The sequence below is a fragment of the Cellulosimicrobium sp. SH8 genome (genome assembly GCF_025818875.1).
Taxonomy (GTDB): domain Bacteria; phylum Actinomycetota; class Actinomycetes; order Actinomycetales; family Cellulomonadaceae; genus Cellulosimicrobium; species Cellulosimicrobium cellulans_D.
In genome coordinates, this window is sequence record NZ_JAMXMH010000007.1 from 124,193 (window position 1) to 147,783 (window position 23,591).

General features: G+C 73.4%; 15 protein-coding genes. 6 read left to right on the top strand and 9 right to left on the bottom strand.

Annotated features, from left to right (window positions below; translation table 11 throughout):
* Positions 1-130: 130 nt before the first annotated feature.
* Positions 131-628: a DUF1269 domain-containing protein gene (locus tag NF338_RS11445; RefSeq protein ID WP_264030883.1), complete on the bottom strand. Its 498-nt coding sequence runs from the start codon at positions 626-628 to the stop codon at positions 131-133.
* 212 nt (positions 629-840) lie between these two features.
* Between NF338_RS11445 and NF338_RS11450 the strand changes: the two genes are divergently transcribed.
* The 3 genes from NF338_RS11450 (at position 841) to NF338_RS11460 (ending at position 4,812) form a co-directional block, all read left to right on the top strand.
* The gene (locus tag NF338_RS11450) at positions 841-2,157 is read left to right on the top strand and encodes an ion channel protein (protein ID WP_264030884.1); all 1,317 of its coding nucleotides are present in this window, start codon (positions 841-843) and stop codon (positions 2,155-2,157) included.
* Positions 2,158-2,159: 2 nt separating this feature from the next.
* Positions 2,160-3,920: a SulP family inorganic anion transporter gene (locus NF338_RS11455; RefSeq protein ID WP_264030885.1), complete on the top strand. Its 1,761-nt coding sequence runs from the start codon at positions 2,160-2,162 to the stop codon at positions 3,918-3,920.
* A gap of 262 nt (positions 3,921-4,182) precedes the next feature.
* A complete protein-coding gene (locus NF338_RS11460) occupies positions 4,183-4,812 on the top strand; it encodes a PAS and ANTAR domain-containing protein (RefSeq protein ID WP_264030886.1) in 630 nt (209 codons plus the stop codon).
* Positions 4,813-4,851: 39 nt separating this feature from the next.
* Here NF338_RS11460 and NF338_RS11465 read toward each other — a convergent pair whose 3' ends face one another.
* The 3 genes from NF338_RS11465 to NF338_RS11475 form a co-directional block, all read right to left on the bottom strand.
* Positions 4,852-5,271: a phage holin family protein gene (locus NF338_RS11465; RefSeq protein ID WP_264030887.1), complete on the bottom strand. Its 420-nt coding sequence runs from the start codon at positions 5,269-5,271 to the stop codon at positions 4,852-4,854.
* Between the two features lie 64 nt (positions 5,272-5,335).
* Positions 5,336-13,246 (bottom strand): DUF5979 domain-containing protein, encoded by a 7,911-nt coding sequence (locus tag NF338_RS11470; protein WP_264030888.1) that lies wholly within the window; start codon positions 13,244-13,246, stop codon positions 5,336-5,338.
* Between the two features lie 170 nt (positions 13,247-13,416).
* Positions 13,417-15,303 carry an alkyl/aryl-sulfatase gene (locus tag NF338_RS11475; protein ID WP_264030889.1) on the bottom strand — a complete coding sequence of 629 codons (1,887 nt, stop codon included), beginning with the start codon at positions 15,301-15,303 and terminating at the stop codon, positions 13,417-13,419.
* A 180-nt stretch (positions 15,304-15,483) separates the two neighbouring features.
* Here NF338_RS11475 and NF338_RS11480 point away from each other — a divergent pair, with 180 nt between their 5' ends.
* From NF338_RS11480 to NF338_RS11490, 3 genes are all read left to right on the top strand, one after another.
* Positions 15,484-16,179, top strand: a complete 696-nt coding sequence (locus NF338_RS11480) for a hypothetical protein (protein WP_264030890.1) — start codon at positions 15,484-15,486, stop codon at positions 16,177-16,179.
* A 131-nt stretch (positions 16,180-16,310) separates the two neighbouring features.
* Positions 16,311-18,323 (top strand): sensor histidine kinase, encoded by a 2,013-nt coding sequence (locus NF338_RS11485; protein ID WP_264030891.1) that lies wholly within the window; start codon positions 16,311-16,313, stop codon positions 18,321-18,323.
* Positions 18,320-19,000 (top strand): response regulator transcription factor, encoded by a 681-nt coding sequence (locus tag NF338_RS11490; protein WP_264030893.1) that lies wholly within the window; start codon positions 18,320-18,322, stop codon positions 18,998-19,000. Before NF338_RS11485 ends, NF338_RS11490 begins: the two co-directional genes overlap by 4 nt.
* Positions 19,001-19,012: 12 nt before the next feature.
* Here NF338_RS11490 and NF338_RS11495 read toward each other — a convergent pair whose 3' ends face one another.
* The 5 genes from NF338_RS11495 to NF338_RS11515 form a co-directional block, all read right to left on the bottom strand.
* Positions 19,013-20,197: a PrsW family intramembrane metalloprotease gene (locus NF338_RS11495; RefSeq protein ID WP_264030894.1), complete on the bottom strand. Its 1,185-nt coding sequence runs from the start codon at positions 20,195-20,197 to the stop codon at positions 19,013-19,015.
* A complete protein-coding gene (locus NF338_RS11500) occupies positions 20,194-20,769 on the bottom strand; it encodes a hypothetical protein (RefSeq protein WP_264030895.1) in 576 nt (191 codons plus the stop codon). Before NF338_RS11500 ends, NF338_RS11495 begins: the two co-directional genes overlap by 4 nt.
* A 236-nt stretch (positions 20,770-21,005) precedes the next feature.
* Positions 21,006-21,383 (bottom strand): VOC family protein, encoded by a 378-nt coding sequence (locus NF338_RS11505; RefSeq protein WP_264030896.1) that lies wholly within the window; start codon positions 21,381-21,383, stop codon positions 21,006-21,008.
* Positions 21,384-21,471: 88 nt separating this feature from the next.
* Positions 21,472-21,915: an acetyltransferase gene (locus NF338_RS11510; RefSeq protein ID WP_264030897.1), complete on the bottom strand. Its 444-nt coding sequence runs from the start codon at positions 21,913-21,915 to the stop codon at positions 21,472-21,474.
* 71 nt (positions 21,916-21,986) lie between these two features.
* Positions 21,987-23,447 carry a DUF1254 domain-containing protein gene (locus NF338_RS11515; RefSeq protein WP_264030898.1) on the bottom strand — a complete coding sequence of 487 codons (1,461 nt, stop codon included), beginning with the start codon at positions 23,445-23,447 and terminating at the stop codon, positions 21,987-21,989.
* Positions 23,448-23,591: the final 144 nt, after the last annotated feature.

Below are 23,591 nucleotides of genomic sequence, written 5' to 3' on the forward strand. Positions count from 1 at the left end.
CGTGGTCCGGTCCCGGGGCGGGACGACGGGGACTGCGCGGGCTACGGCACCGGTGCCGTGGCGTACGGGCGGGTGAGGTGCTCGACGGCGGTCCACGCCGCCGTCGGGCACCTCACCCGGGGAGGGCTGCTCAGGCGTTCTCGTCGAAGGCCGCGCGGAGCTTGGCCTCCTCGTCCGCGGAGAGGTTCGTCTGGATGAGCTCGCCGTGGACGCCCTCGGCCTGGAGCGCCTCGTGCACGCGGTCGATCACGGCGCCCGACGTCAGCACGAACAGGGCCGACGTGCCCGGCGTGACCTTGCTGCGCACGGAGTCGATGAAGTCGTCGTCGATGCCGACGTCGGTCAGCGCGCCCGCGATCGCGCCGGACGCCGCGCCGATGGCCGCGCCGAGCAGCGGGACGAAGAAGAGGAGGCCGAACAGCAGGCCCCAGAACGTGCCGCCGAGCGCCCCGACGGCCGTCGTGCTGTTGCCCTGCCGCGTCTTCGGCTTCTTCTTGCCCTCCTCCCAGGACACGACCGCCGCGTCCTGGACCTGGATGAGCTCCTGCTTCTGGAGCGCGAGCAGCGCGTCCTCGGCGCGCTGCGCGCCCTCGGGGGTGTCGAACTTCCACACGGTGAGCGTTGCCACGTCAGACCTCTCGTTCCGGTTCGTACGTTCGGCGGGGGCGCGGCGCTGCGCCCCGGGACGCGTCGAACGTAACCCTGGGCCCAGGCTTGCGCGCGGCGAGCGGCGGCGGCCCGGACCGGCACGCCGTCAGCGCCGAGGTTCAGGGCTTCCGCGACTCCCGGGGCTCCGGGCCTCCGGATGCAGCCCTGTTCCGCCCGTGGTTCTCTTCCCCTGTGTCCGACGCGCCGGCTACCGCCCTCACGACGAGGGGCCTCCTGCGGTCCGTGGTCCCGGCCCTCGTCGTCGGTGTCGTCAGCGCGCTCACGCTCCTCGCACTCTCGGAGCTCGCCACCTGGATCCAGCACCTGGTGTGGGACCGGCTGCCGCAGGCCTGGGGGGTCACGACGACGCGCACGTGGTGGACGGTCCTCGTGCTCACCCTCACGGGCGTGCTCGTGGGCGCCACCGTCCGCTGGGCGCCGGGGCACGCCGGCGTCGACCCGGCCACCACGGAGCTCGTCTCCGCCCCGCTCCCGCTCCGGGCCCTGCCGGGACTCGCGCTCGCCCTCGTCCTGGGCCTCGCCGGAGGGGTGAGCCTCGGGCCGGAGAACCCCATCATCGCCCTCAACGTCGCGCTCGCCGCGTGGTTCCTGTGCCGGCCGCGGTTCGGCGTCCCCGTCACGGGGGCGGTCGCGCTCGCGATGGCCGGCACCATCGGTGCGATGTTCGCGACGCCCGTCGCCGCCGCGCTCGTGCTCACCGAGAGCTTCGCCGAGCGCGGCGACCGGAGCGGCCCCCTGTTCGACCGGCTGTTCGCCCCCCTGGGTGCCGCCGGGGCGGGCGCCGTCACCATGACGGCGGTCGGCGCCCCGACCTTCGCGGTCGACCTCCCCGACTACACCGGCCCGGCGCTGGGCGACGTCGCGAGCATGGCGGTGATCGCCGTCGTCGCAGCCCTGGTCACACTCCTCGCCGTGCTCGCGTTCACCCCCGTGCACACCCTCTTCCACCGCTTCCGCAGCCCGGTGCTCGCGCTGGGGCTCGGCGGGCTGGTGCTGGGCCTGCTGGGTGTCCTGGGCGGGCCCCTCACCCTCTTCAAGGGTCTCGAGGAGATGAAGGAGCTCGCCGACCAGGCCGACACCCTCGCCTGGTCCGCGATCCTCCTCATGGCCGTCGTGAAGCTCGCCGCGCTCGTCGTCGCGGCCGGCGCGGGCTTCCGCGGGGGCCGCATCTTCCCGGCGGTCTTCGTCGGCGTGGCCCTGGGGCTCTCGGCCGCCGCGCTCGTCCCCGCGGTGCCCCCCGCGATCGCCGTGTCCGCGGGCGTGCTGGGAGCGGTCCTGGTGGTCGCCCGCGACGGCTGGCTCGCCCTGTTCATGGCGGCCGTGACCGTCGGTGACGTCCACCTGCTGCCGGTGCTGTGCGTGGCCGTCGTCCCGCTGTGGCTCGTCGTCCGCTCGATGCCCCCGCTGCGCGTCACCGTCCCCGAGGGCAGGCCCGAGTTCGCCGCGCTCGGTCCCGCGCCCACCCCGGCCGGGCCCGCGGAGCGCTGACCGTGCCGGACGCCGACACCCCCACCGACCCCGGCGGCACGGGTCCCGGCGACGGCCGTCGCCCCCGGCGGGCGGGTTGGGCCGGTCTGCTGCGGCGCGCCGGGCGCCCGACGCGCTCGGACGTCGTCTCCGGCATGGTCACCGGACTGTTCTCCATCCCGGAAGGCATGGCCTACGCCTCGATCGCCGGCTTCAACCCGGTCGCCGGGCTCTACGCCGGCGTCGCGCCCGCGATCGTCGGGTCGCTGACCGCGCGGACCGTCCTCATGATCACGACGCTCACGAGCGCGATCGCGCTCACCTCGCAGAGCGTCCTCGCGGCGGCCGGCCTGGAACCCACGGACCCCGCCAACGTCGCGACGCTCACGATCATGGTCGGCCTCGTCATGCTGGTGCTCGGGGCGCTGCGCCTCGGCGCCGTCATGAGCTTCGTCTCCAACGCGGTCATGGTGGGCTTCTCCACCGGGATCGCCCTCCAGATCATCACGGGCGTCCTCGAGGACGCGACCGGCTACGACCCGCAAGGCCACAACCGGCTCTACCAGCTCGGCGACTGGCTCGTCCACGTCACGTCGTGGGACCTCGCCTCCACGCTGGTCGCGGCCGGGACGATCCTCGTGTGGGCCCTGGCCCGGTCGGTCCGGCGCCTCGTCCCCGTCGCGCTCCTCGTCGCGATGGTCGCCGTCACCGTCGTCGTGGTCGCGGCCGGGATCGACGTGCGCCAGGTCGCCGACATCGCCTCCATCCCGTCCGCGCTCCCCGGCCTGTCGCTCCCCGACCTGTCCGCGGCACCCGCTCTCGTGGGCGGCGCGGTCGCCGTCGCGCTCGTCGGCCTCGCGCAGGCCGCGTCCATCGCCCCCTCGATGCCCAACCCCGACGGCTCCCGGTCGGACACCAACGCCGACTTCCGCTCGCAGGGGTGGGCCAACGTGGCCGGGGGGCTCTTCCAGGCCCTGCCGAGCGGCGGCTCGATGTCCCGGACGGGCGTCGCGGCCGAGGCGGGCGCGCGGACGCGCTGGGCAGGTGCGGTCAGCGGAGCCTTCCTCGCGCTCGTCGTGCTCCTCCTCGGCGGCCTGGCCGAGCTCATCCCCATGCCGGTGATCGGCGGGCTCATCCTCGTGGTCGGGGGCGAGCTCGTCTGGGGGAAGCGGCGGGAGATCGCCCTCGTCTTCCGGACGTCGCCCCTCTCGTCGCTCGCGATGGTCGTCACGTTCGTCGCGACGACGCAGGTGCCGCTCCAGCAGGCGATCGTCGTGGGCGCCGTCCTGTCCCTGCTGCTGTACTGCGTCCAGGCCGCACGGCAGTCGCGCCTCGTCCTCCTGACGCGCGCGCCGGACGGCGGCTGGCGCACCTCGCAGGAGCTCCCGACCCGGCTGCGCTCGGGCGAGGTCACCGTCCTCGACTTCTCGGGTACCTCCTTCTTCGCAGCGCTCCCCCGGATCGAGAGCCAGTTCCCCGACGGCAACGGCGCCGAGCGCGCCGTCCTCGTCCTGGTGCTGCGGACGCTGCCGGACATCCCGTCGTCCGCCGTCATGGAGCTCCTGCACCGGACCGCGAGGCACCTCGCCGCCCAGGGGAACCGGCTCGTCCTCGTCGGCGTCTCCCCGGCGATGCGCCAGCTCCTCGAACGCACGGGCACCGTGGCCGAGCTCGGCGAGGACGCCGTCGTCGACGCGAGCGCCGAGGTCATGGGCGGGCTGGACGACGCGGTGGCCGCCGCCGAGCGGTGGGCACAGCGGACCCCAAACGAAGGTGCCCGGTAGGCCGCCGTGGGCGCGCTCGTCCTCGCGGTCCTGCGGATCCAGAAGGGCCTCTCGGCCCTGCTCGCCTGACGTCGGCGGGGGGGGGGAAGGCACGCCGGAGCGGGCTGCTTCACGTCCGGCGCCCCCCGCGGCACCTCGGCCGCGCCTCCACGGTAGGAACTCGGCGCCGCGCTCGCCATCGCTGCGGGGTGCCGCGGCGCGGTAGGCTCGGGTGGTCGAGTCTGGACCTGGCTCCTCATCCACCGGATACCCGGAGGCCAGCATGTCCGTGGACGACCATGCCATCGAGCAGGCTCTCGCGCGCGGAGCGCACCAGCAGATCGGCCAGTACCGCCTGGACCTGAGCACGGGCGTGTGGTGGTGGTCGCCCGAGACGTACCGCCTGCACGGGTTCGAACCGGGCGACGTCGTACCGACGACCCCCCTCGTCCTGGCGCACAAGCACCCGGACGACCGCGAGCGCGTCCGCCAGATCCTCGACGAGGCACGACGCACCGGCGAGCCGTTCTCGAGCGTGCACCGGATCATGGACGCCCACGGCGGCGAGCGGTTCCTCGTGGTGGTCGGGCAGGGCCGCCGCGACCGCGAGACGGGCACCGTCACCGAGCTCGTCGGCTACTTCGTGGACGTCACCCGGACCGTGACGACGCACGCGCAGGAGCGGGCCCGGCACGACATCGCCGCCGCGGCGGAGACCCGGGGGACGATCGAGCAGGCCAAGGGCGCCGTCATGCTCGCGTACGGCGTCGACCCGGACGAGGCTTTCGCGCGACTCCGGCGCGCGTCCAACGACCGGAACGTCCCGCTGCGCGAGCTCGCGCGGCTCGTCGTGCACGAGAGCACGACGGGCGGTCCGGACGGCGTCGAGCGCGTCACCGCGCTCCTGCGGTAGCGGCGGCGGTGCCGCCCGTCCCGCGGGCGACGCCGACCGTCAGCCCTTGCTCGTGGCCTCGCGGATGCGCTTCTGCTCCTGGCGGCCGTCCCACCAGCGCGTGAGGACGAGCCACCCGAGGAACCAGCCGCCGAGCGCGCCGATCAGCCAGACGACGACCGTCACGCCGATCCACGTGGACGCGCCCGAGATCTCCAGGCCGTCGCCAATGAGCGTCGCGACCCACAGGGCGAGGAAGGTCGACACGAGGCCGATCCCGCCCAGGATCGCCGACGCGTACTTGCGCGCCACGTTGAACACGAACGGTGCCAGGATCGCCTGGGCCACCGCGAAGATCAGCACCGCGACGACGAAGCCCGAGGCGTGCACGGTGACGCCGTCGAACAGGCTCGAGGCGACGAGGAGGCCCACGGCGGCGAGGACCACGTTGATCGCGAAGCTCAGCAGGAAGCGGATCATGCGGTAACGGTCCCGCCCCTGGTCAGGTTCCGCAACCGCAGGCGCGGCCTGACCAGGGGCCGTGTCAGATGCGCCCTGCGGTCCGGGTTCCGCGCCGCCGGGCGTCGGCCAGCAGCGCGCCGGTCCCCGTGAGCAGGATCGCGAGCACCGCGACCGCCCCGACGCTCGCGCCGGTCGGCGGGAGGCTGCCCCCGCCGGTGGTGCGGAACGCGTTGGTCACGGTCGCGTCGACCTCGGCGGCGTCGCCCGTCGGGACGGTGAACGCGTCGGACGTCGGCGTCGCATCGTCGGGATCGACCGTCACGTCGGTCCCGGCGACGGCGAGCGTCACGGCCTCGGCGTCGCCCGCGTCGGTCTCGGCGAGCGTGCACTCCGCCCCCTGGGGGACCAGCTCGTAGACCGCGGTCCAGTCGTCGTCGGCCGAGAGCGTGCGCTCGGCGCCGCCCGGGATCACGACGTCCGTCGTGACGCCGTCGACCTGCCACGTGCACGCGAGGGTGACGACGAACTCGTCGCCGCGGTGCTGCGACCCGCCCGGCCCGGCGAGGGCCTTCGTGACGACGACCTGCCCGACGTCGAACGTGTTCGTCACCGTCACCTGCGCGGGGTCGGCACCGATGGTGGCCGCACCGGGCTCGCCCCCCTCGACCGACGCGGAGATCGTCGTCGAGGCCGCACCGCCGGTCGCGGTCTCCGTGACGACGCACTCCGCGCCGACGGGGAGCCCGTCGTAGACGGCGACCTCGCCCCCGGAGATCGTGCGCTCGGCGCCGCCGGGCACCTCGATCGGCTCGCCCAGGAACGTGCACGCCGCGCTCACCGTGAACGGCCCGGCACCGAACGCCTCGGCACCGGCACCGTCGACGACCTTGGTGACCTCGATCGCGCCCGCGTCGTAGGTGTTGGTCACGGTGACCACCTGCGCGGGGCCGGGGAGCACGCGCTCCTCGACCTGGACCGGGTTCGGCTCGACCGTGACCGTCGTCGCCCCGCCGGTCTCGGTCTCCGTGACGGTGCACACCGCGCCCACGGGGAGGCCGAAGTAGACGCCCGGCAGGCCCGGCCCGAACGGCCGCACGGCGCCGCCCGGGACCTCGATCTCGGCGCCCTGGAACGTGCAGGAGACGGACGCCCGGTACGGGATGCCCTCGAGCGGGAACTGCGCGTAGAACTCCTCGAGCTGCGCGATGAGGGCGGCGAGCTCCTCGGGCGTGACCGGCTCGGCGGGCAGCTCGGGCAGCGGCGGGAGGTCCGGCATCGACGGCGCGAAGCCAGCGGCGTCGCCGTCCACGACCTTCTCCACCAGCAGCGGGGCCGTGTGGAACGCGTTGGTCACCGTGACGGTCACGGTGGTCGGCGACCCGTCCTCGGCCGCGGGCGGCACGACGACGTCGACCGACGTGCCGTCCACCGGCTCGCCGCCGTCGACGCTCACCGTGACCTCGGTGGCCCCGAAGTCGTCGGTCTCGGTGACCGTGCACTGCGACCCGACGGGCAGGTCCTCGTACACCGCCGGCTGGCCGGGCACGAACGTCCGCGCCGCGCCGCCCGGGACGAGGATCTCGACGTCCTCGTAGGTGCAGTCGAGCGTCACCTCGAACGGTCCCGGGCCGTAGAGGGCGCCGAGCCCGTCGAGCTCCTTGTCGACCTCGATCGTGCCGACGTCGAACGTGTTGGTGATGACCACGTTCGCGACGTCGCCGCTGCCGACCGTGACGGTCTCGGGGACGACGACCGACCCTGTGGCGCCGCCGTCGTCGACCTCCTCGATGTCGCAGACCGCGCCCGTCGGCAGGTTGGCGATCTGCGCGTCGAGCGGCCCAGCCCCGCCGAGCACGACGGTGCCGTCGTAGACCGTGCGCGGAGCGCCCGGCCCGTCGCCGTCGTCGTCGTACGTGCAGACGACCGTGACGGTGAACGGGCCGCTCCCGTACGCGGGCCCGCCCTCACCGTCGACCACCTTCTGGAGACCGATCGCGCCGACGTCGTACGTGTTGGTCAGCGTGACGTCGTTCGTGCTCGCGCCGAGCACGTCGGGGGTGAGGGTGACGTCCGTCGTCGGGCCGTCCGTCGTCACGGGGTGGCCCGGGAGGCCCTGGTCGACGGTGATCGTGACCGACGACGCGTTGCCGGTGCCCGACTCGGTGACGGTGCAGACGGAGCCGACGGGCAGGCCCGTGAGCTCGAGGGTCTCCCCGTCCTCGATCGGGAGGTCGGTCATCGGGTTCTCGGCGTCGTAGCCGTCGGCATAGACGTCCTCGCCCAGGAACGAGCACGCGACGTCGACCGCGAACGGGCCGAACGGCACCGGGTTCCCGTCCTGGTCCACCGCGTCGGTGACGACCTCCTTCGAGATCTCGATGCTCGACAGCGCGTAGACGTTGGTCGCGGTGATCGAGACGGGGTCCTCCGGGTCCTCGCTGTCGATCGTCACCGTGCCGACGATCAGCTCGGTCTCCCCGTTGGTCCCGTCCTCGGTGATGGTGCACTCGGCGCCGTACGGAAGGTCCGGCACGACCGTCGGCGTCCCGGGGACGACCGTGATCGGGATCGGGTCGAGCGGCGTCTCGAGCCACGAACCGACGGCCGAGGTGCACTGCACGAACATCGCGAACGAGTCGGGCGCGTACTGGGCGCCCTCACCGGTGACGAGCTTGTTCACCTCGAGCGGCCCGGACGCCGTGGCGACGCCCACCTTCTGGCCCTCGGTCGGCAGGAGGTTGTGCATGGTGCCGTCCGACCGCTGGTAGGCGGCGGACACCGCGGCGGAGTTCCACGCGATCGACCGGTCGCCCGCGGCGGGGACCTCCGGCGGCGTGGTCGACGTCGCCTCGATCGCCACGAACTCGCCCGGCTCGAACGGCTGGTCCTCGGGGAACGTGAGGACGAACTTGATCGCGGTGATCTCCTCGAAGATCGACACGGGCAGGCCCGGGACGAACGGCGCCCACCCGGTCGCGGGGTCGGTCGGGCAGATCGGCTCGTCGAGGGGGTCCTCGATGTCGTCGCGGCAGAGGTCGTCCGCGGTCGTGTAGGAGAACTGCACCTGCGTCCCCGGCGGCGCGTTCACGAGCGCCGGCGGGGGGTCGGCCGTGAGGACGGGCGCCCACGCCGACCCGCGGGGCGAGGTGTCGTACGAGCCCGTGTCGCCCGGGGTCGGGAACCTGTCGTACCCGACGACCTTGGTGAACGGGTTGTTGCCGACGTTGTCGATGCGCACGCGCCAGGTCTCGTCGTGCCCGGGGGCGATGACGGGGATGCACGGGTACGAGTAGAAGCCGGCGGCGTTGGGCTGGCAGACGACCGGAGCGCCCGTGTAGTCCGGGTCCACGAAGACGTCGAGCTCGTCGTCGTCCGTCGCCTTGACGAACTTCGACTGGGCGATGACGGCGGTCTCCGTGGGCCGCACGTCGGCGTCCGCCTCGCACGCACCCGTCGCCTCGTCCAGCCGCGTCACGCACTCGTCCCACGGGCGGTCGCCGATCACGCCCGCCGTGTTGGCGACGAGCGTGTTCGGCGCGATCCCGACGCGGAACTTCACGAGCACCGTGATCGTGTAGGTCTGGTTCGGCTCCAGCACCGAGCCGTCCGGGAACGAGAACCGCAGGCTCTCGATGTTCCCGGCCTGGTCGACCGTGACCTGCGCCGCGTCGGTCGGGAGGTCCGGCGTCGTCGGGTCGGGGTCCGCCCCGCTCAGGGCGTACACGAACGGCTCGGCCGCGTCGGCCAGCGTGAGCTGCGGGCCCAGCGCGTCCGCGGGCATGGGGTCGTCGACCACGACGGGGTCGACGATCGGCCGGTCGCCCGTGTTCGTGATCGCGATGTTCATCGGGATCACCGCGTTCGGCGGCTTGAGGCTGCCGGACACGACGCCGTCGAAGTTCTTGACGATCTGCACCCCGTTCGTGGCGTGCTCGTAGAGGATCGACGCGTCCGCGGAGTCGTCCGCGCTCACCGGGACCAGTGGCCCGCCGGGATCGTCAGGATTCACGACGAGGTCGGCGCCCGTCGTGCTGCCCTGCACCGAGTTGCTCGCGACGCCCGGGGCGGTCTCGCCCGGGCCGGGCGGGTTCGCCGCGAGGTCCGGGAGCACCGGTCCCCCGGAGCGCATCTCCTCGCGCCGCTCCACGGACATCGGAACGGTCTGCACCGGGGTCGCCGGGTTCTCCCAGATCGAGTCGTCGGTGCGGCTGAACGTGAACCGCAGGCCCTGCACGTCCGCCGGGTCGACGGTGTCCGGGAGCGCGAAGAAGGCCTGCTCCTGGCCGAGCACCCAGGCCCCCCCGGTCACGGTCACCGGGTCGGGCGACCCGGGGTCGCCGGAGAACGTGCCGCCGACGAACGCGTCGACCCGCACCTGCTGGATCGGCGCGGCGAGGCTCGCCCCCGCGAACCCGACGAAGTCGTACTGGTTCCAGAACTGCGGGTCGTCGTCCGTGAGCACCATCTCGACGCTGCGCGACGGGCCGAGCGGCTGACCGGAGATCGTCATCGTCACCGGACCCGTCCCGGGCTCGACGATCGTGCCCGGGCTGAACGACTTGCCCACCGCGATGTCGATGCCCGCGGTCTGGAGCTCCATCGTGGCGTCGTCGTTCGCGAGCCGCACGTCTCCGCTCGTGCCCCCCGGGTCGTCGATCGTCGCCGCGGCGCCGTTCGGGACGGGGTTCTGGTCGACGACGATCACGCCGTCGTCGCCGTAGATCGGCTCGCCGGTGTAGCGGTCGGCCTCGCGGAGCTGGAGCGTGAGCGCCATGACCCCGGCGGCCCCCGCCTCGACGAGGCCGTCGTAGGAGACCTCGATCCCGACGACGTCCACCAGATCGGCAGGCGCGAGCGCCTCCGCCTCGGCCTCGGTGTCGTACACCGCGGTGCCACCGCCCTCGAGGTGCAGCGTCACGGTGGTCGACGTCGCCCCGGCGGGCGGGGTGAGGTCGATGCCGGTGAGGGTGAACGTGTCGAACGGGTGGGTTCCCTCCGCCGTCTGCACGGCGCCCGACCCCTGGTCCGCCGGGTCGACGAGGCGGAGCTGGTCGACCTTGGCCGCCGAGGTGTTGGTCCCGGTGACCGTCACGGTGGTCGACGGGTAGAACTCGGCCGGTGTTCCCGGCGGCGGGACGGAGAGGGGGCCACCGCTCCAGTCCTTGGCGACCGTCACGTTGAGCGGCTGGTCGAGGATGAGCACGTCGTCGAAGTCGGTGTCGGTGTAGTCCGTGCCGTCGAACGTGCCGGTGGCCCGCGCGGTGTCACGCACCATGCCCGGGTCGTCGGGGAGGTTGTAGATCGTCTCGTGCGTCGAGCCGAGGACGGGGCTGCCGTCGCTGCGCTTGTAGTCCCGCACCTCGAAGGTCAGGTCGAGGTGCCGACCGCTCGAGAGGGTCGAGCGTGCGACGCCGTCGCCCACAGCCGGGGTGGTGGGGTCGCTCGGCGTCGTGGTGCGCGAGGGCGACTCCGTGTAGGTGAGCCGGACGGAGGTCGCGGACTCCTGCTCGTCGGCCGTCAGGGTGTATCCCGGGAACGTCCCGTCGCACGCCGCGGGGCACGGGTCACCGGACGCCGGGACCCACGCGCCGCCGATGAAGAGCTCGACGCTCTCGATCTGGTCGTACTGCATCAGCGGGTCCACGCTCGCGTCGATCGCCTCGACGCGCACCAGGTCGAACGCCTCGTAGAACGATCCGGCGATCGCCGGGTCGTCCGCGGCGACGGGGTCGGCGGTGTCCGAGAGGACCAGCGGGTCCACGCCCGAGAAGCCGTTGGTCGACCACGTGATCTGCGCGGTCACCTGGTCGTCGGACCGGGCGAGCACGGTGGGCGGGTCACCCCCGAGGAAGTCCTTCGCGATGAGATCGAGGTCTCCGTCCCCGTCCACCGGGAACGGGTCGACGGTGTCGCAGCCCTGGGCGGGCAGTGTCTCCGGGACGTTCGAGGACGACGCGCTCGACGCGCCGCAGTTCTCGATCGGGTCGTCGCGGTCGGTCGGGCCGGTGTACTCGGCGACGAAGTTGGGCTGGAAGGACGTCCCGGGAGGGAAGCCGTCTCCTGTCGAGTCGTAGACGAACTGGACGCCCTGCGCGTCGTCCGGCAGGTCGCAGCTCACCGTGTCGGGTCCGGTGTACGGCCCGCACCCGGGTGCCGGCACCCACGCCGTGCCGTTCCAGTAGTTGACGGTCAGGGTCGAGTCCGCCGGGACGTCCGTGCTGCGCACCTCGGTCGGCACGAAGTTCTGCGACCACTCGTTCGGCGTGCTCGGGTCCGTCGGGTCGGAGATCACGACCTGGTCGGCGTTCGTGGTCGAGCCGTCCGGCCCGAACGGCAGGAGCTGGGTCGGGAGCTGGACGACGACGCTCTGGCCCGGGATCGCGGGGATCTCCGACGGGGAGATGTTCTTCGTCGTGCTCGTCGCGAGTCGGTCGACGAGCGTCACGAGGTCTGCGGAGGCGTCCGCCGGGTCGGCGCTCGGCACGGTCGCCTCGACGGTGTTGGGGTGCGTGACGTCCTCGTCCTCCTGGTTTGGGTCCGTGTCGGCCGTGAACGGGATCGACGCCGCCGCGCCGTTGGGCAGGTCGCCGGTGAAGACGACGGTGAAGCCGAGGACGACGCAGTCGTCGGGCGGGTTGGGCAGCGTGTTGGGCGCGGAGGCGTCGACCTCGGGCGTCGAGCCGTCGGCGCACGTGAACGTCACGCTCGCGCCGGTCGCCCCGATCGGCCACTGCACCCCCGTGCCGTCGCCCGTGGGCCCGAACCCGGTGAAGGTCAGCGGGTCGTCGCCCTCGAACGGGCTGGGAGTACCGGGCGCGGGCTCGGTGATGGTCAGCGAGTCGACGGGCGTGCCCGTGTTCGTCGCGCCGAGGGTCACGGTCGTCGGGTCGCCGGCACTCACCGTCGCGGGGTCGAAGCTCTTGGACGCGGTGACGCTGTTGTTCGGCGGCGTGACGACGTACGTGTCGTCCGCGGTCGTCGGGTCGGACTCGCCCTGGGCGTGGGTCACGTACGAGGACGTGTCGTTGGTGATCGTCGTGGGGTCGGTGAGCCCGGTGACCGCGTCGGACTGCTGGACGTTCACCGGGATGCTCGCCGTGGCGCCCGGCTGGATGTCCCCGCTGAACGTGTACCGCACGCCCTGGACCGTCGCCGGGTCGACGGTGTCGTCGAGCGGCTCCCACGAGTCCCCGTCCCAGTACTCCTCGGTGACCGTGGTCGCGTTCGGCGGCAGCGTGACGTCCCCCGTGCTCACGTACTCGAGGTAGGTGAACGGGTTCGGGTCCGCGGTCGGGTCGACCGGGTCCTGGATCACGAGCGTGTCGACCGGGTCGTTCGACGTGTTCGTCGCGCCGATCGTCATGGTCGCGGGCGTCCCCGGGGCGGCGAGCGCCCCCTCGGGCGCGATCGTCTTCGTCGTCTCGGAGTCCAGGACGAGCTCGACCTCGGGCGTGACCGTCGCGTCGGCGGAGTTCTGCGGCGCGTTGTCCGCGACGACCGACGCGGTGTTCGTGATCGGCACGCCGTCGGCGCTGAACGGCAGGTCGGGGTCGATCTGCACCGTGATGTCGATCGTCGCCTGCTCGCCGTTCGTGAACGAGGGCCAGGTGGCCATGACGACGTCGCCGTCGGTGTCGACCGTGAGGTCGCCTGCGGTCCCGCTCGGCTGGCTGATGATCTCGGCCGAGACGAGCTCGAGCCCGTCCGGCAGGTCGTCGGTGAAGACCGTGTTCTGGCACGCGGTGCTCGGGTCGGAGCACGAGATCTGCACCTCGTACGTGACGAGCTGCCCCGGGCTGTACGGGCCGGGGGTCGTCGCCTCCTTGCTGATGCTCCACGTGGCGGCCGAGGCCGGTACGGCGGGCACGAGGACCAGCGGCAGCGCGAGGAGGAACGTCCCGAGGGCCGCCCAGGCACGGCGCAGGCGTCTCGAACGCCGCGCGGCCCGTGCTCGCGTCCCCCGTGTCGCCTGCGTCGCCCGCCCGTTCGCCATGCCGTCGCCCTCCGGTCACGCTCAGCCCCGCGGCGCGTGTCCGCGCACGCCCGCCGCCACGACCCTGACACAGCGCCTCCGGTTCGTCGCGGCGAACGGAGTGCCGTCCAGGTCAGGCACGACGACGCCCGCGCCGCGACCGTCGGGCCGCGGCGCGGGCGTCGGCCGGCTCAGGGGGTGACGATCGCGAAGTTCTTGTCACCGGGGTCGAGCACGGCGGCGAGCCGTGCGAGGACCGAGGCGTCACCGGAGAGCTCGATGCCCGCCTGCGCGAGCCCTTCAGCGGTGAGAGCGCCGGTGGCAAGTGCCGGGAGGGCACGCTTGGTCGTGGTGAGCGTGACGTCGGCGTCGCCCTTCTGCGGCGCCGCGCTGTAGGTGAGGACGCCGTTGGCGAGCCGGAGGCGGTAACGCTCGTCGACGTCGGTGAGCGCGACGTCGATCGAGAGCCTTTCATCCCACGCCTTCGGGCCGTTCACCGTGATGGCGATGGCGTCGAACAGCATCGCCGGCGTGAGCTGACCGATGACATCGGGGGCCGTCGTCTCGGTCGGGGTGCCGAACTGGCCGTCGCGCAGCTCGGTCGCGCCCGACAGGTAGAAGTCACGCCACGTGCCGTTCTCCGAGCCGTAGCCGAGCTGCTCGTACGTGTCGGCGAGCACCTCGCGCGCGTCTGCGTGGTCCGGCTCGGCGAACACGGCGTGGTTGGCGACCTCCGCGGCCCACCGGTAGTCGCCGGCGTCAAAGGCCTCGCGGGCGTTCGCGACGAGGGCGTCCACACCTCCGGCGAGCTTGGCGTAGCGCTTGGCCCGCTCGACGGGGACGTGCTCCCACAGGTGCGCCGGGTTGCCGTCGAACCAGCCCAGGTAACGCTGGTAGATCGCCTTGACGTTGTGGCTCACCGAACCGTAGTAGCCGCGCGTGCTCCATGCGTTCTCGAGGGCGGGCGGAAGGACCATCTCCTCCGCGATCTCGGGTCCCGTGAGCCCCTTGTTGAGCAGCCGTAGCGTCTGGTCGTGCAGGTAGCCGTACAGGTCGCGCTGGAGGGAGAGGAACTCGACCACGCGCTCGCGGCCCCACGTGGGCCAGTGGTGGGACGCGAAGACGACCTCGACGTCTGCACCCCACAGGTCGATCGTCTCGGTGAGGTAGTTCGACCACGCCTTCGGGTCGCGCACGACGGCGCCGCGCAGCGTCAGCAGGTTGTGCAGGTTGTGCGTCGCGTCCTCGGCAGCGCACAGCGCCTTGAAGTCCGGCAGGTAGATGAGCATCTCCGAAGGGGCCTCGGTACCCGGTGCCATCTGGAACACCATGCGGACGCCGTCGACGACCTCCTCGTGCCCCGTCGTCGTGACGAGGTCCGTCGGGGCGATGAGGGAGACCAGACCGATCGACAGCGTCTGGCCGAGGCCCGCGCCCACGCCGCCCTGCGGACCTCTCGCGAGCGCGGCGCCGTACATGTACCCGGCGCGGCGGTTCATCGCCGTGCCGGCGTACACGTTCTCGGACACCGCGTGCTCGATGAACCCCTCCGGCGCGAAGATCTTCACCGCTCCGGCGTCGACCTCCTCCTGCGAGACGAAGCCCTTCACCCCGCCGAAGTGGTCGGCGTGGGAGTGGGTGTAGATCACTGCCTTGATCGGGCGGTCGCCGCGGTGCTTGCGGTAGAGCGCGAGCGCCGCCGCCCCCGTCTCGGCCGACAGGAGCGTGTCGATGACGACGACTCCCTCGTCCCCCTCGACGAACGAGGTGTTGGAGAGGTCCATCCCCCGCACCTGGTATATGCCCGGCACGACCTCGAACAGGCCGTCCGTGGCGGCGAGCGTCGACTGCCGCCAGAGGCTCGGGTTCACCGTGTCGGGCGCCTCGCCCGTCACGAAGTCGTAGGTCGAGTTGTCCCAGAGGACGGTGCCGTCGTCGGCAAGGACCGGAGCCTCGATGGCGGCGACGAGGCCCCGGTTCACGTCGTCGAAGTCGCGGGTGTCGGGGAAGGGCAGCGACTGCTTCAGAGCCTGCTGCTGCTGGACGATGGTGGGTGTTGCTGGCTTCGGAGTCGACATGGTTCGGAGCATGGCACCGGGGGTGGGGTCGTGCACCCGGAGCCCTGCGACCTGCCCGGGAGGTCGGGACGCCTGCCCCTGGGGCCCGGGACGCCGCCCGCTCGACGCTGCGGGGACCGTCGCGGCACGTGGCGGTCCCCGGCCGCGGGATGGGCGGTCCCGAACGGAAGGTCGTCCCTCATGCAGGACAGCTCGCTCACCGCCTCGTCGTCGCTCGCCGGCGACCCGACCCGCCGCTCGCGCGGCACGACGCCCCGCGCGTGGGCCTGGACCGGCGTCGTCGCCGGGGTGCTCGGCCTGGTCTCGATCCAGTCCTCGATGGCGCTCGGCGTGAACTGGGAGGAGACCGCGGGCGACGCCGACGCGATCGTCGCCGACCTCGCAGGGCGCACAGGAACCCAGATCCTCTTCCACACCGCGACTATCGCGTGCGCGCTGCTCGTGCTCGTGTTCGCCGCGGGCCTCAAGCGCCGCCTCGACGCACAGGCGCCGGCCGGGTCGCTCCTGCCGACCGTCGCGGGCTGGGGCCTCGTGCTCGTCTCGGTCGCCGGGCTGCTCGGCTCGGGTCTGGACACGCAGTTCCTGTTCGGCCTCGGCGACACCGCGCTCATCGTCCCCGAGTCGGGCGCGTTCTACAGCGACTGGGTCGCCACGATCCCGTGGCTGTGGGTCGGCGCGGGCGTCGCGGGCGTCGCGCTCGGCGTCGCCGCCCTGCGGCACGCGGCCGCGCCGCGGTGGATCGGCGTCGTCGGGTTCGTGCTCGGCGGGCTCGCGCTCCTCACGGGCGTGTCGCCCCTCCAGTACATGGCGGGGTTCGTCGGGCCGATCTGGCTCCTCGTCACCGCGCTCGGCTTCGCCCTCGGGGACCGGCGCTGAGCGCCGACACCCTGCCGGGCACTCCCCGCCCCGGTGCCCGACGACGCCCGCTGCCCGGGCGCCGTCGGGCACCGGGTGATCTCCCGCCCGGGCCCTTCTCGCCGCGCGTGCCGCGGCCCTACCGTGGGCCCGTGGCCGACCCCGGGCCCGGCCGCGCCGGGATGCCCCGCACGGGCTGGACGATCGGCGTCCTCGCCTGGGTGCTCGGCGTGTCCGCGCTCGCGCTCCAGCTCACGTCCGGGGTGCCGCTGCTGCTGGGCGACCTGCTGTTCGTCGTCGTCGACGCGACCGTCGCGCTCGTCTATGGGACCGTCGCGGCGGTGATCCTCGTGCGCAGGCCGCACGTCGTCGGGTGGCTCGTCGCGCTCGCGGGGATCGGCGGCGGGGTCGCCGCCCTGGGCGGCGCGTGGCGCAGCTACGCCTCGACCCACCCCGGCATGCCGCCGTTGACGCCGCTCGCGGACGCCTACGGGTGGGCGTGGGTCCCCGGAACGGTCGGGCTGTTCGTCCTCGTCCCGTGGTTCGTGCGGGGCGGGCGGCTCGGCGCCGGCGCGTGGTGCGGGGTCGCGGGCGGCGTCGCGTCGATCGCCTACTTCTTCCTCGCGCCCCCGGACGACCCGCGCCCCGCGATCCTCGGCGTCGTCGTCATGGGGCTCGTCACGGCCGCGGCGACGGCGTGGCGCTGGCGGCGCGGGCCGGTCGAGGAGCGCCGCGGTCTGGGTCTGCTCGCGCTCGGGACCGCGCTCATGGCGCTGTCGTTCCTCCCGCTGCTCGGCACGTGGGCCGACCCCGACGTGCTCCTCGCGCTCCCCCTCACGCACCTCGCGTGCCAGGCGCTCTTCCCCGCCGCGATCCTCGTGTGCGTGCTGCGCAACCGGCTGTGGGGCATCGACCTCGTGCTGTCGCGCGCGACCGTCGCCGCGATGCTGGCCGTGGGCCTCGCGGTCGTCTACGCGGTGGTCGTGGTGCTCGCGACGACGGTCGTCGACGGCCCCGCCGCGCAGGTCGTCGCGGCGGTCGGGGTGGCGCTCGCGGTGCAGCCCCTGCACACGTGGCTGCGGCACCGGGTCCGCACGCTCGTCTACGGCGAGGGCAACGACCCGGGACGGGCGGCGCTGAGGGTCGGCAGGCACCTGTCGTCGGCGTCGACCGCCGACGACCTCGTCGTGAGCCTCGCCGTCGGTGTGCGCGAGGCGCTGCGCCTGGAGAGCGTGACGATCGAGCGCACCCCGGACCGTCCGACGGAGCCCGGCGCCTCCGAGGACCCGTCCGGACCGACGTGGTCCGGGCCGACCTCCCGCTCGACCGGGCAGACTGCCTCGCTGCCCGTGACGCACGGCGGGCGGGTGCTCGGCCGGGTCCACGTCGTCGCCCGTGCGGGCGAGCGCCTCGACGCCCGGACGCGCGACGCGCTGGACCAGCTCCTGCCCGTGCTCGGGGCGGGCCTCGCGCTCGCCCAGGGCGCGCGCGAGCTGGAGGAGGCGCGCGACGCCACGACGCGCGCCCGCCTCGCGGAGCGGCGGGTCATCCGCCGGGAGCTGCACGACGGCGTCGGGCCGTGGCTCGTCGGCCTGCGCCTGGGGCTGCAGGGGGCGCGGAACACCCTCGAGACGGACCCCGCCGCGGCCGCGGCCGTGCTCGACGCGCTCGGCGCCGAGGTGGCGCAGCGCGTCGAGGACGTGCGCGCCCTCTCGCGCAGCCTCCTCCCGCCGTCGCTCGACGAGCACGGGCTGGAGGTCGCGCTCGGGGAGCTCGCGGGCCGCCAGGCGCTCGCGGGGTTCGTCGTGGACGTGCGCTGCGACCCGTGCGACGGCCTCGACCCGCGCGTCGCCGCGGCCGCCTACGCGATCGCGAGCGAGAGCGTCGTCAACGCCGCACGGCACTCCGGGGCCGACGAGTGCCGGCTGACCGTCCGGGTCGGCGACCGCTGCCTCGTCGTCACGTGCGAGGACGACGGCCGCGGGATCGCGCCCGAGGCGACCCGCGGCGTCGGCTCGCGGTCGCTGCGCGAGCGCACGGACGAGCTCGGCGGGCGCCTGGACGTCACCGCCGTGCGGCCCGACGGCGAACGGCCGGGCACGCGCGTGCGCGCCACCCTCCCGCTCGTCCCGGCCGGGGCGCTCGCCCGGGAGGGCGCGTCGTGATCCGGGTCGCGGTCGTGGACGACCACCCCGTGTTCCGGCTCGGGATGGCGGCGCTGCTGGACTCGTTCGACGGCATCCGCGTCGTCGGGCAGGCGGCGTCCGCGGCCGAGGCGCGCACGCTGCTCGGCCTGGACCTGGACGAGGACCCGCCCGGGGCCGGGGCGGGCGCCGACGTCGTGCTCATGGACCTCGACCTCGGGGACGGCTCCGGCGTGGACGTGACGCGCGACCTCGTGCGGGCCGACCCGGCCGCGCGCGTGCTCGTCGTCACGATGCACGAGGACGACGACGCCGTCGTCGCGGCCGTCCGCGCCGGGGCACGCGGGTTCCTCGTGAAGTCCGCCAGCCCCGCCGAGGTCGAGCGCGCCGTCCACGCGGTGGCGGACGGCGCGATGATCCTCTCCCCGTCCGTCGCGGACCGGGCCATGGCGTACGTCGTGGGCGGGCGCACCGCCGCGCGCGTGCCGTTCCCGCAGCTCACCGACCGCGAGCGCGAGGTGCTCGACCTCGTCGCGGCCGGGCTCGACAACGCCTCCATCTCGCGCCGTCTGGTGCTCAGCCCCAAGACCGTGCGGAATCACGTCGCGAACGTGCTCGCCAAGCTCGCGGTCCGCGACCGCTCCGCCGCGATCGTCCGCGCCCGCGAGGAGGGCCTGGGCGGGCCCGGCTCGACGTGATCGCGGGAACGGTCAGGGAACCGGCTGCTCCTCCCTGGCGTCGGTCGGCCGGAACCGGGCGAGCTCCGCGCGGGCGAACGCGACCTTCTCCGTCTCGCGACCCTGGGCGTTCCCGATCGCCTCGGCGAGGTCGTGGGCAGCCTCGAGCCGGTGCGCCCGACGACGCCGGTCGCGGACCCCGCCGGCGCGGCGGTAGGCCCGCCGCTGCTTCCACGCGCCTGCGAGGGCGTCCGCCTCCTCGGGGGTGAGCGTCCCGTCGTCGACCTCGGGCGCGACGAGGTCGCGCATCGCGGCCCGCTCCGGCCCGACGACCACGTGGAAGACGACGAGCACGACGGCGACGGCGACGACGACCTGCAGCGCGAGGAGCACGATGATCACGGTCTCGTTCCCGCCCGCGAGGGCACCGTTCGCGTCCCACACACCGTGCAGGACCATCGCGACCAGGCAGAGCAGGAGCCCTCGCCCCACCCGCCGACGCTGCGCGACGGTGCCCACGAGGTACACGACGCCGGCGCCGAAGATCGCCGAGTAGAGGATGTGCGAGGTGAACCCGGTGGCCAGGCGCAGCAGCACCGTCTGGAGGCTGGAGCCGACCGGGTCGACGCCGAACCCGGCTGGTGCGGAGTTCAGCGCGTACAGGATGTCCTCGAAGATCTCGAAGCCGAGGCCGACGAACGCGCCGATGACGAACCCGTCGAACGCGGTGCGCAGCACCCGCGGTGCGATGAACAGGAGCAGGAGCACTCCGGCACCCTTGCCCCACTCCTCCATGACCGGCGCCGCGAGCCCCGGCCCCCAGTCGGTGGCGAACGTCGGGCTGCCCAGCTTGCTGTACAGGCTGAGGAGCGCCGAGTTCCCGTTGAGCGCCACGGCCCAGGTCGCCGCGAAGCCACCCCAGACGAAGGCGGCGATGCGCAGGTCGAGCGGCTGGCGCGAGTACCGGTCGATGTGCGTGGTGAACCACCAGAACAGGACCGCGTACACGGCGAAGATCACGGCCGAGACGCCGAGCGGCTCCCCGTAGGCGGGGCCCTGGGAGCGGACCTGCGAGACGGTGTACCAGACGCCGTAGGCGACCACCGCGACGAACACCCACAGGCACGCGTTGCGCGGCTGGAACCAGGAGACGCGCTGGCCCCAGCCGACCTCGTCGATCACCTGCGCACGTCGGTCGAGCAGCTCGGTGCGGGTCATGACGCCCCCTCGGTGACGGGCCGGATCGAACGGATCATGTCGACGACGTCGGCCTCGGCCTGGTCGTCGTCGGCCGTCGTGCTCGGCCCCGTCGCGACGACCTCGACACCGGTGCCGTCGAAGACCAGGGTCGCGACGAGCCCCGACCCGGTGGAGGTGCTGACCCTGCTGATGACGCCGCGCGCGCCGTCGTCCGTCCGGAAGGCCCGCGCACCGTCCACGTCGATCACCACGCCGTCGCCCTCGCGCTCGTTGTTGCGCTGCAGCTGCGCCAGCAGCTCGGCGGGCGTGCCGTCGAAGTCGTCGGAGGCGACGGTCAAGGCGACACCGTCGTCGGACACCTGCGCCGTCGTCGGGAACTCCCCCGACTCCGGCGGCTCCGACGCCAGCACTCCCTCCTCGATGTTCCACCCGGCGACGGGGTCGAACTCCACGTCGCCGACACGGAGGACGTCACCGGCCCGTGCCGGGTCGTCCACGGGCACGCTCCGGTCGAGGGCAGGGAGGCCCCACATCGCGAGCGCGACCAGGAGGGCCACCAGCGCGGCGGGCAGGAGGGTCACCCTGTCCATCCCGAGGAATCGACGCTCCACGGGCACCCAGTCCGGCGGCGGGCTCACGTGCTCCGGCGGGCTCTCTGGCTGTACGAGCTCTCCTCACGACGCCGCCGCACGGGGACGCGCTCGTCGGCCCGCGGCCGCGCGACGTGCACGCGGTTCTCTGCAGGATGACAGCGGCGTGCGGGACGCGCACGACGAAGGACCTGGGCCCGGGCGGGGCCCGTGCGACGGTCCGGGAGGTCGCGGGATCAGGCGTCGTCGTCCTGGATGACCGACAGCACGTTGCCCGCCGGGTCGGTGAACCACGCGATGAGCGGACCACCACCGCGGAAGACGAAGTCGTCGTCGGTCTCGACCGGTGTCCCCGCGTACTTCTCGAACGCGACGCCGCGCTCGCGCAGGGCCGCGACGGTGCCGGGGACGTCGTCGACCGGGAAGTTGAGGACGGTGAACGACGCGGGCTCGTGCGCGTCGCCCTTGGGGTAGACGAGCACGCCCGAGTCGCCGGGCACCCGGATCCACAGCAGGTCCTCGCCCTCGACCGTGAGCCCGAGCAGGTCGCCGTAGAAGTGCCGCGCCGCCTCGACGTCGTCGACCGAGAACCCGCTGAACGCCTTGCCGAGCATGTCTCCTCCTGGGGTCGCACGGGCCGGTGGCCCGCTCTCCCCAGGGTCGACCGGTGCGGGCGCGCCCGCTCATCGGTCGCCGTCCGGGTCACGCCTCCCGGCGCAGGTGCAGGAGCGGGAACGGGCGACCCTGGTCGTCGGTCGCGGACCGCCCGGTGACCACGAACCCCTGCGCGCGGTAGAAACCGAGGGCGGCCGGGTTCTGCTCGTTGACGTCCAGCTCGAGCACGGGGTGGTCCCGACCGGCATGTGCCAGCAGCGCGCGGCCGATCCCCTGCCCGTGGAGGTCCGGGTCGACGAACAGCATCTCGACGCGGTGCCCGACCGTCCCGACGAACCCCGCCACCCGCCCGTCCCGCTCCGCGACGGTCACGTCGACGGCGGCGAGGTACTCGTCGCGCACCCCGACCTCCAGCTCGGCCACGTCGTCCGGGGTGAGGAAGTCGTGCGTGGCCTCGACGGCCCGCCGCCACACGTCCACCAGCGCGGCGGTGTCGTCGGGGCGAGCGGGGCGGAGCAGGGGGTCGGTCATGGCACGACCCTCCCGCCCCGGACCTGGCTGGTTCAAGCGGATTGCTGATCGAGTCCTCGGCGTCCGACCGCTCAGAGCGGTTCGACGTCGCCGGGGCGCCAGGTGCCGTCGAACCAGCTCTCGAGCGGGCCGTAGAGGCGCAGGAGGACGAACCAGCCCTTGCCCGGCACGGTCTGGACCCAGTTCGCGGCGAGCTCGCGCGGCTCCTCGGGGCCGAAGACGATGTCCACCGAGCCGTCGTCGTTGGGGACGAGGTCGTCGCGCTTGCTGTTCCGGCTCGGCAGCGGCTGGCCCGTCTGCAGCTCCGAGCGGGTCTGGGGGTCGTACACCACGACCGACCAGAAGTCCGCGGCCGGCGCGTCGGCCGGGAGCCGGAGGCGGTACGTCTTCCCTCCGTCGAGCGGCGCGTCGTCCACGTCCACGGTCGCGAGCGCGTACTGCGACCCCTTGCCGACCATCTTCAGCGCCATCGCGGGCGTGTTCACCGTCGCGAGGTAGAAGAACGTGGTGCGGGCGTCGAGGTAGCGGCCGCCCGCGCCGCCGTCGCGCAGGAACCGGTAGTCGCCGCCGGGGAAAGGGCTCAGCCACCGGCGGTCGTCGTAGAGGAAGAACGCGGGCTCGCGGGACCGGAACGCCATGGCGCGCGCCGTGGCGTTCCCCACCGCGGCCGCGTCGGTGAGGATGCGGCGCATCCGGTCGTCCGGGGCGAACGGCGCGTCCTTGGTGATGCCGATCGAGGCGAGCAGGCCTCGCGTCTCCGGGTCGACGACCCCGATCGGCTCCTTGGCCACCACGTGGGCGACCTCCTCGTAGAACGAGAAGTCGTTCGCGTGGACCGTGTTCACCGTGACGCCCGACAACGACGCCCACTCCATCGCCGGCGGGTCGTCCCGCCGCGACAGGGGGTAGACCCTGACGCCCGTCTCGAACAGCCGCACCGCGGCGTCGGGCCGTCCGTCGACCAGGAAGCCCCGCAGGATGACGAGGTTGACCGCGCTGGGCGTCTCGGCGACGAACCAGCCTTCCGGCCGCTCCCCGTCGTACCCCGGCGGGACGACCAGGTAGGTGCCGCCGGCGCCCCGGTCCGGTCCGGGTGCGCCGAGGTCCACCACGAACCGGAACCACGCGTCGTCGACCGTGCCGGGACCGCACCCCGGCGGCACCTCGACGACCGTCGGGCCGTCGCGCTCGATGTCGAGCATGACGATCGCGTACACCGTGTCGGTGTTGCCCGTGAGGAACAGCGGGTCGGAGTCCAGCAGGCGGTCGGCGATCGCGCCCTGGTGGCACGCCTCCCCCGCGACCTCGGCGATCCCCCGCCGGATCCCCTCCAGCGACGCGGCCGGGATGCACCCGAGGAACGCCTCGACGCCCCGCACCAGGTCGAGGTGGTCGAAGACCCGCGACGCCGTCTCGGGCGTGGGGACGCCGTCGACGAAGTGCAGCTCGCCGATGCTCGTCCCCACCCGGTCCGGTGTGGTGATCGCGTCGGGGACCGTCGTGTTGTATCCAGGCCGGACGTCGAGACCCACGCTGTCCTCCCTCGTGCCGACCGTCAGCACGTCAGGAGACCCATCAGAACCGGCACACGCACCCGGCGCCATCATGCGATCCGCGTGATCCCTCCCGCAGCCAGCGCCGGAATCCACGCCCTCAGGACTTGCGGACCATATCGA

Bases quoted from the DNA above. Each gene is read 5' to 3' on its own strand.
- NF338_RS11470 (WP_264030888.1), bottom strand. From the start codon at position 13,246: ATGGCGAACGGGCGGGCGACGCAGGCGACACGGGGGACGCGAGCACGG.
- NF338_RS11475 (WP_264030889.1), bottom strand. From the start codon at position 15,303: ATGTCGACTCCGAAGCCAGCAACACCCACCATCGTCCAGCAGCAGCAG.
- NF338_RS11495 (WP_264030894.1), bottom strand. From the start codon at position 20,197: ATGACCCGCACCGAGCTGCTCGACCGACGTGCGCAGGTGATCGACGAG.
- NF338_RS11505 (WP_264030896.1), bottom strand. From the start codon at position 21,383: ATGCTCGGCAAGGCGTTCAGCGGGTTCTCGGTCGACGACGTCGAGGCG.
- NF338_RS11500 (WP_264030895.1), bottom strand. From the start codon at position 20,769: ATGGACAGGGTGACCCTCCTGCCCGCCGCGCTGGTGGCCCTCCTGGTC.
- NF338_RS11460 (WP_264030886.1), top strand. From the start codon at position 4,183: ATGTCCGTGGACGACCATGCCATCGAGCAGGCTCTCGCGCGCGGAGCG.
- NF338_RS11465 (WP_264030887.1), bottom strand. From the start codon at position 5,271: ATGATCCGCTTCCTGCTGAGCTTCGCGATCAACGTGGTCCTCGCCGCC.
- NF338_RS11510 (WP_264030897.1), bottom strand. From the start codon at position 21,915: ATGACCGACCCCCTGCTCCGCCCCGCTCGCCCCGACGACACCGCCGCG.
- NF338_RS11480 (WP_264030890.1), top strand. From the start codon at position 15,484: ATGCAGGACAGCTCGCTCACCGCCTCGTCGTCGCTCGCCGGCGACCCG.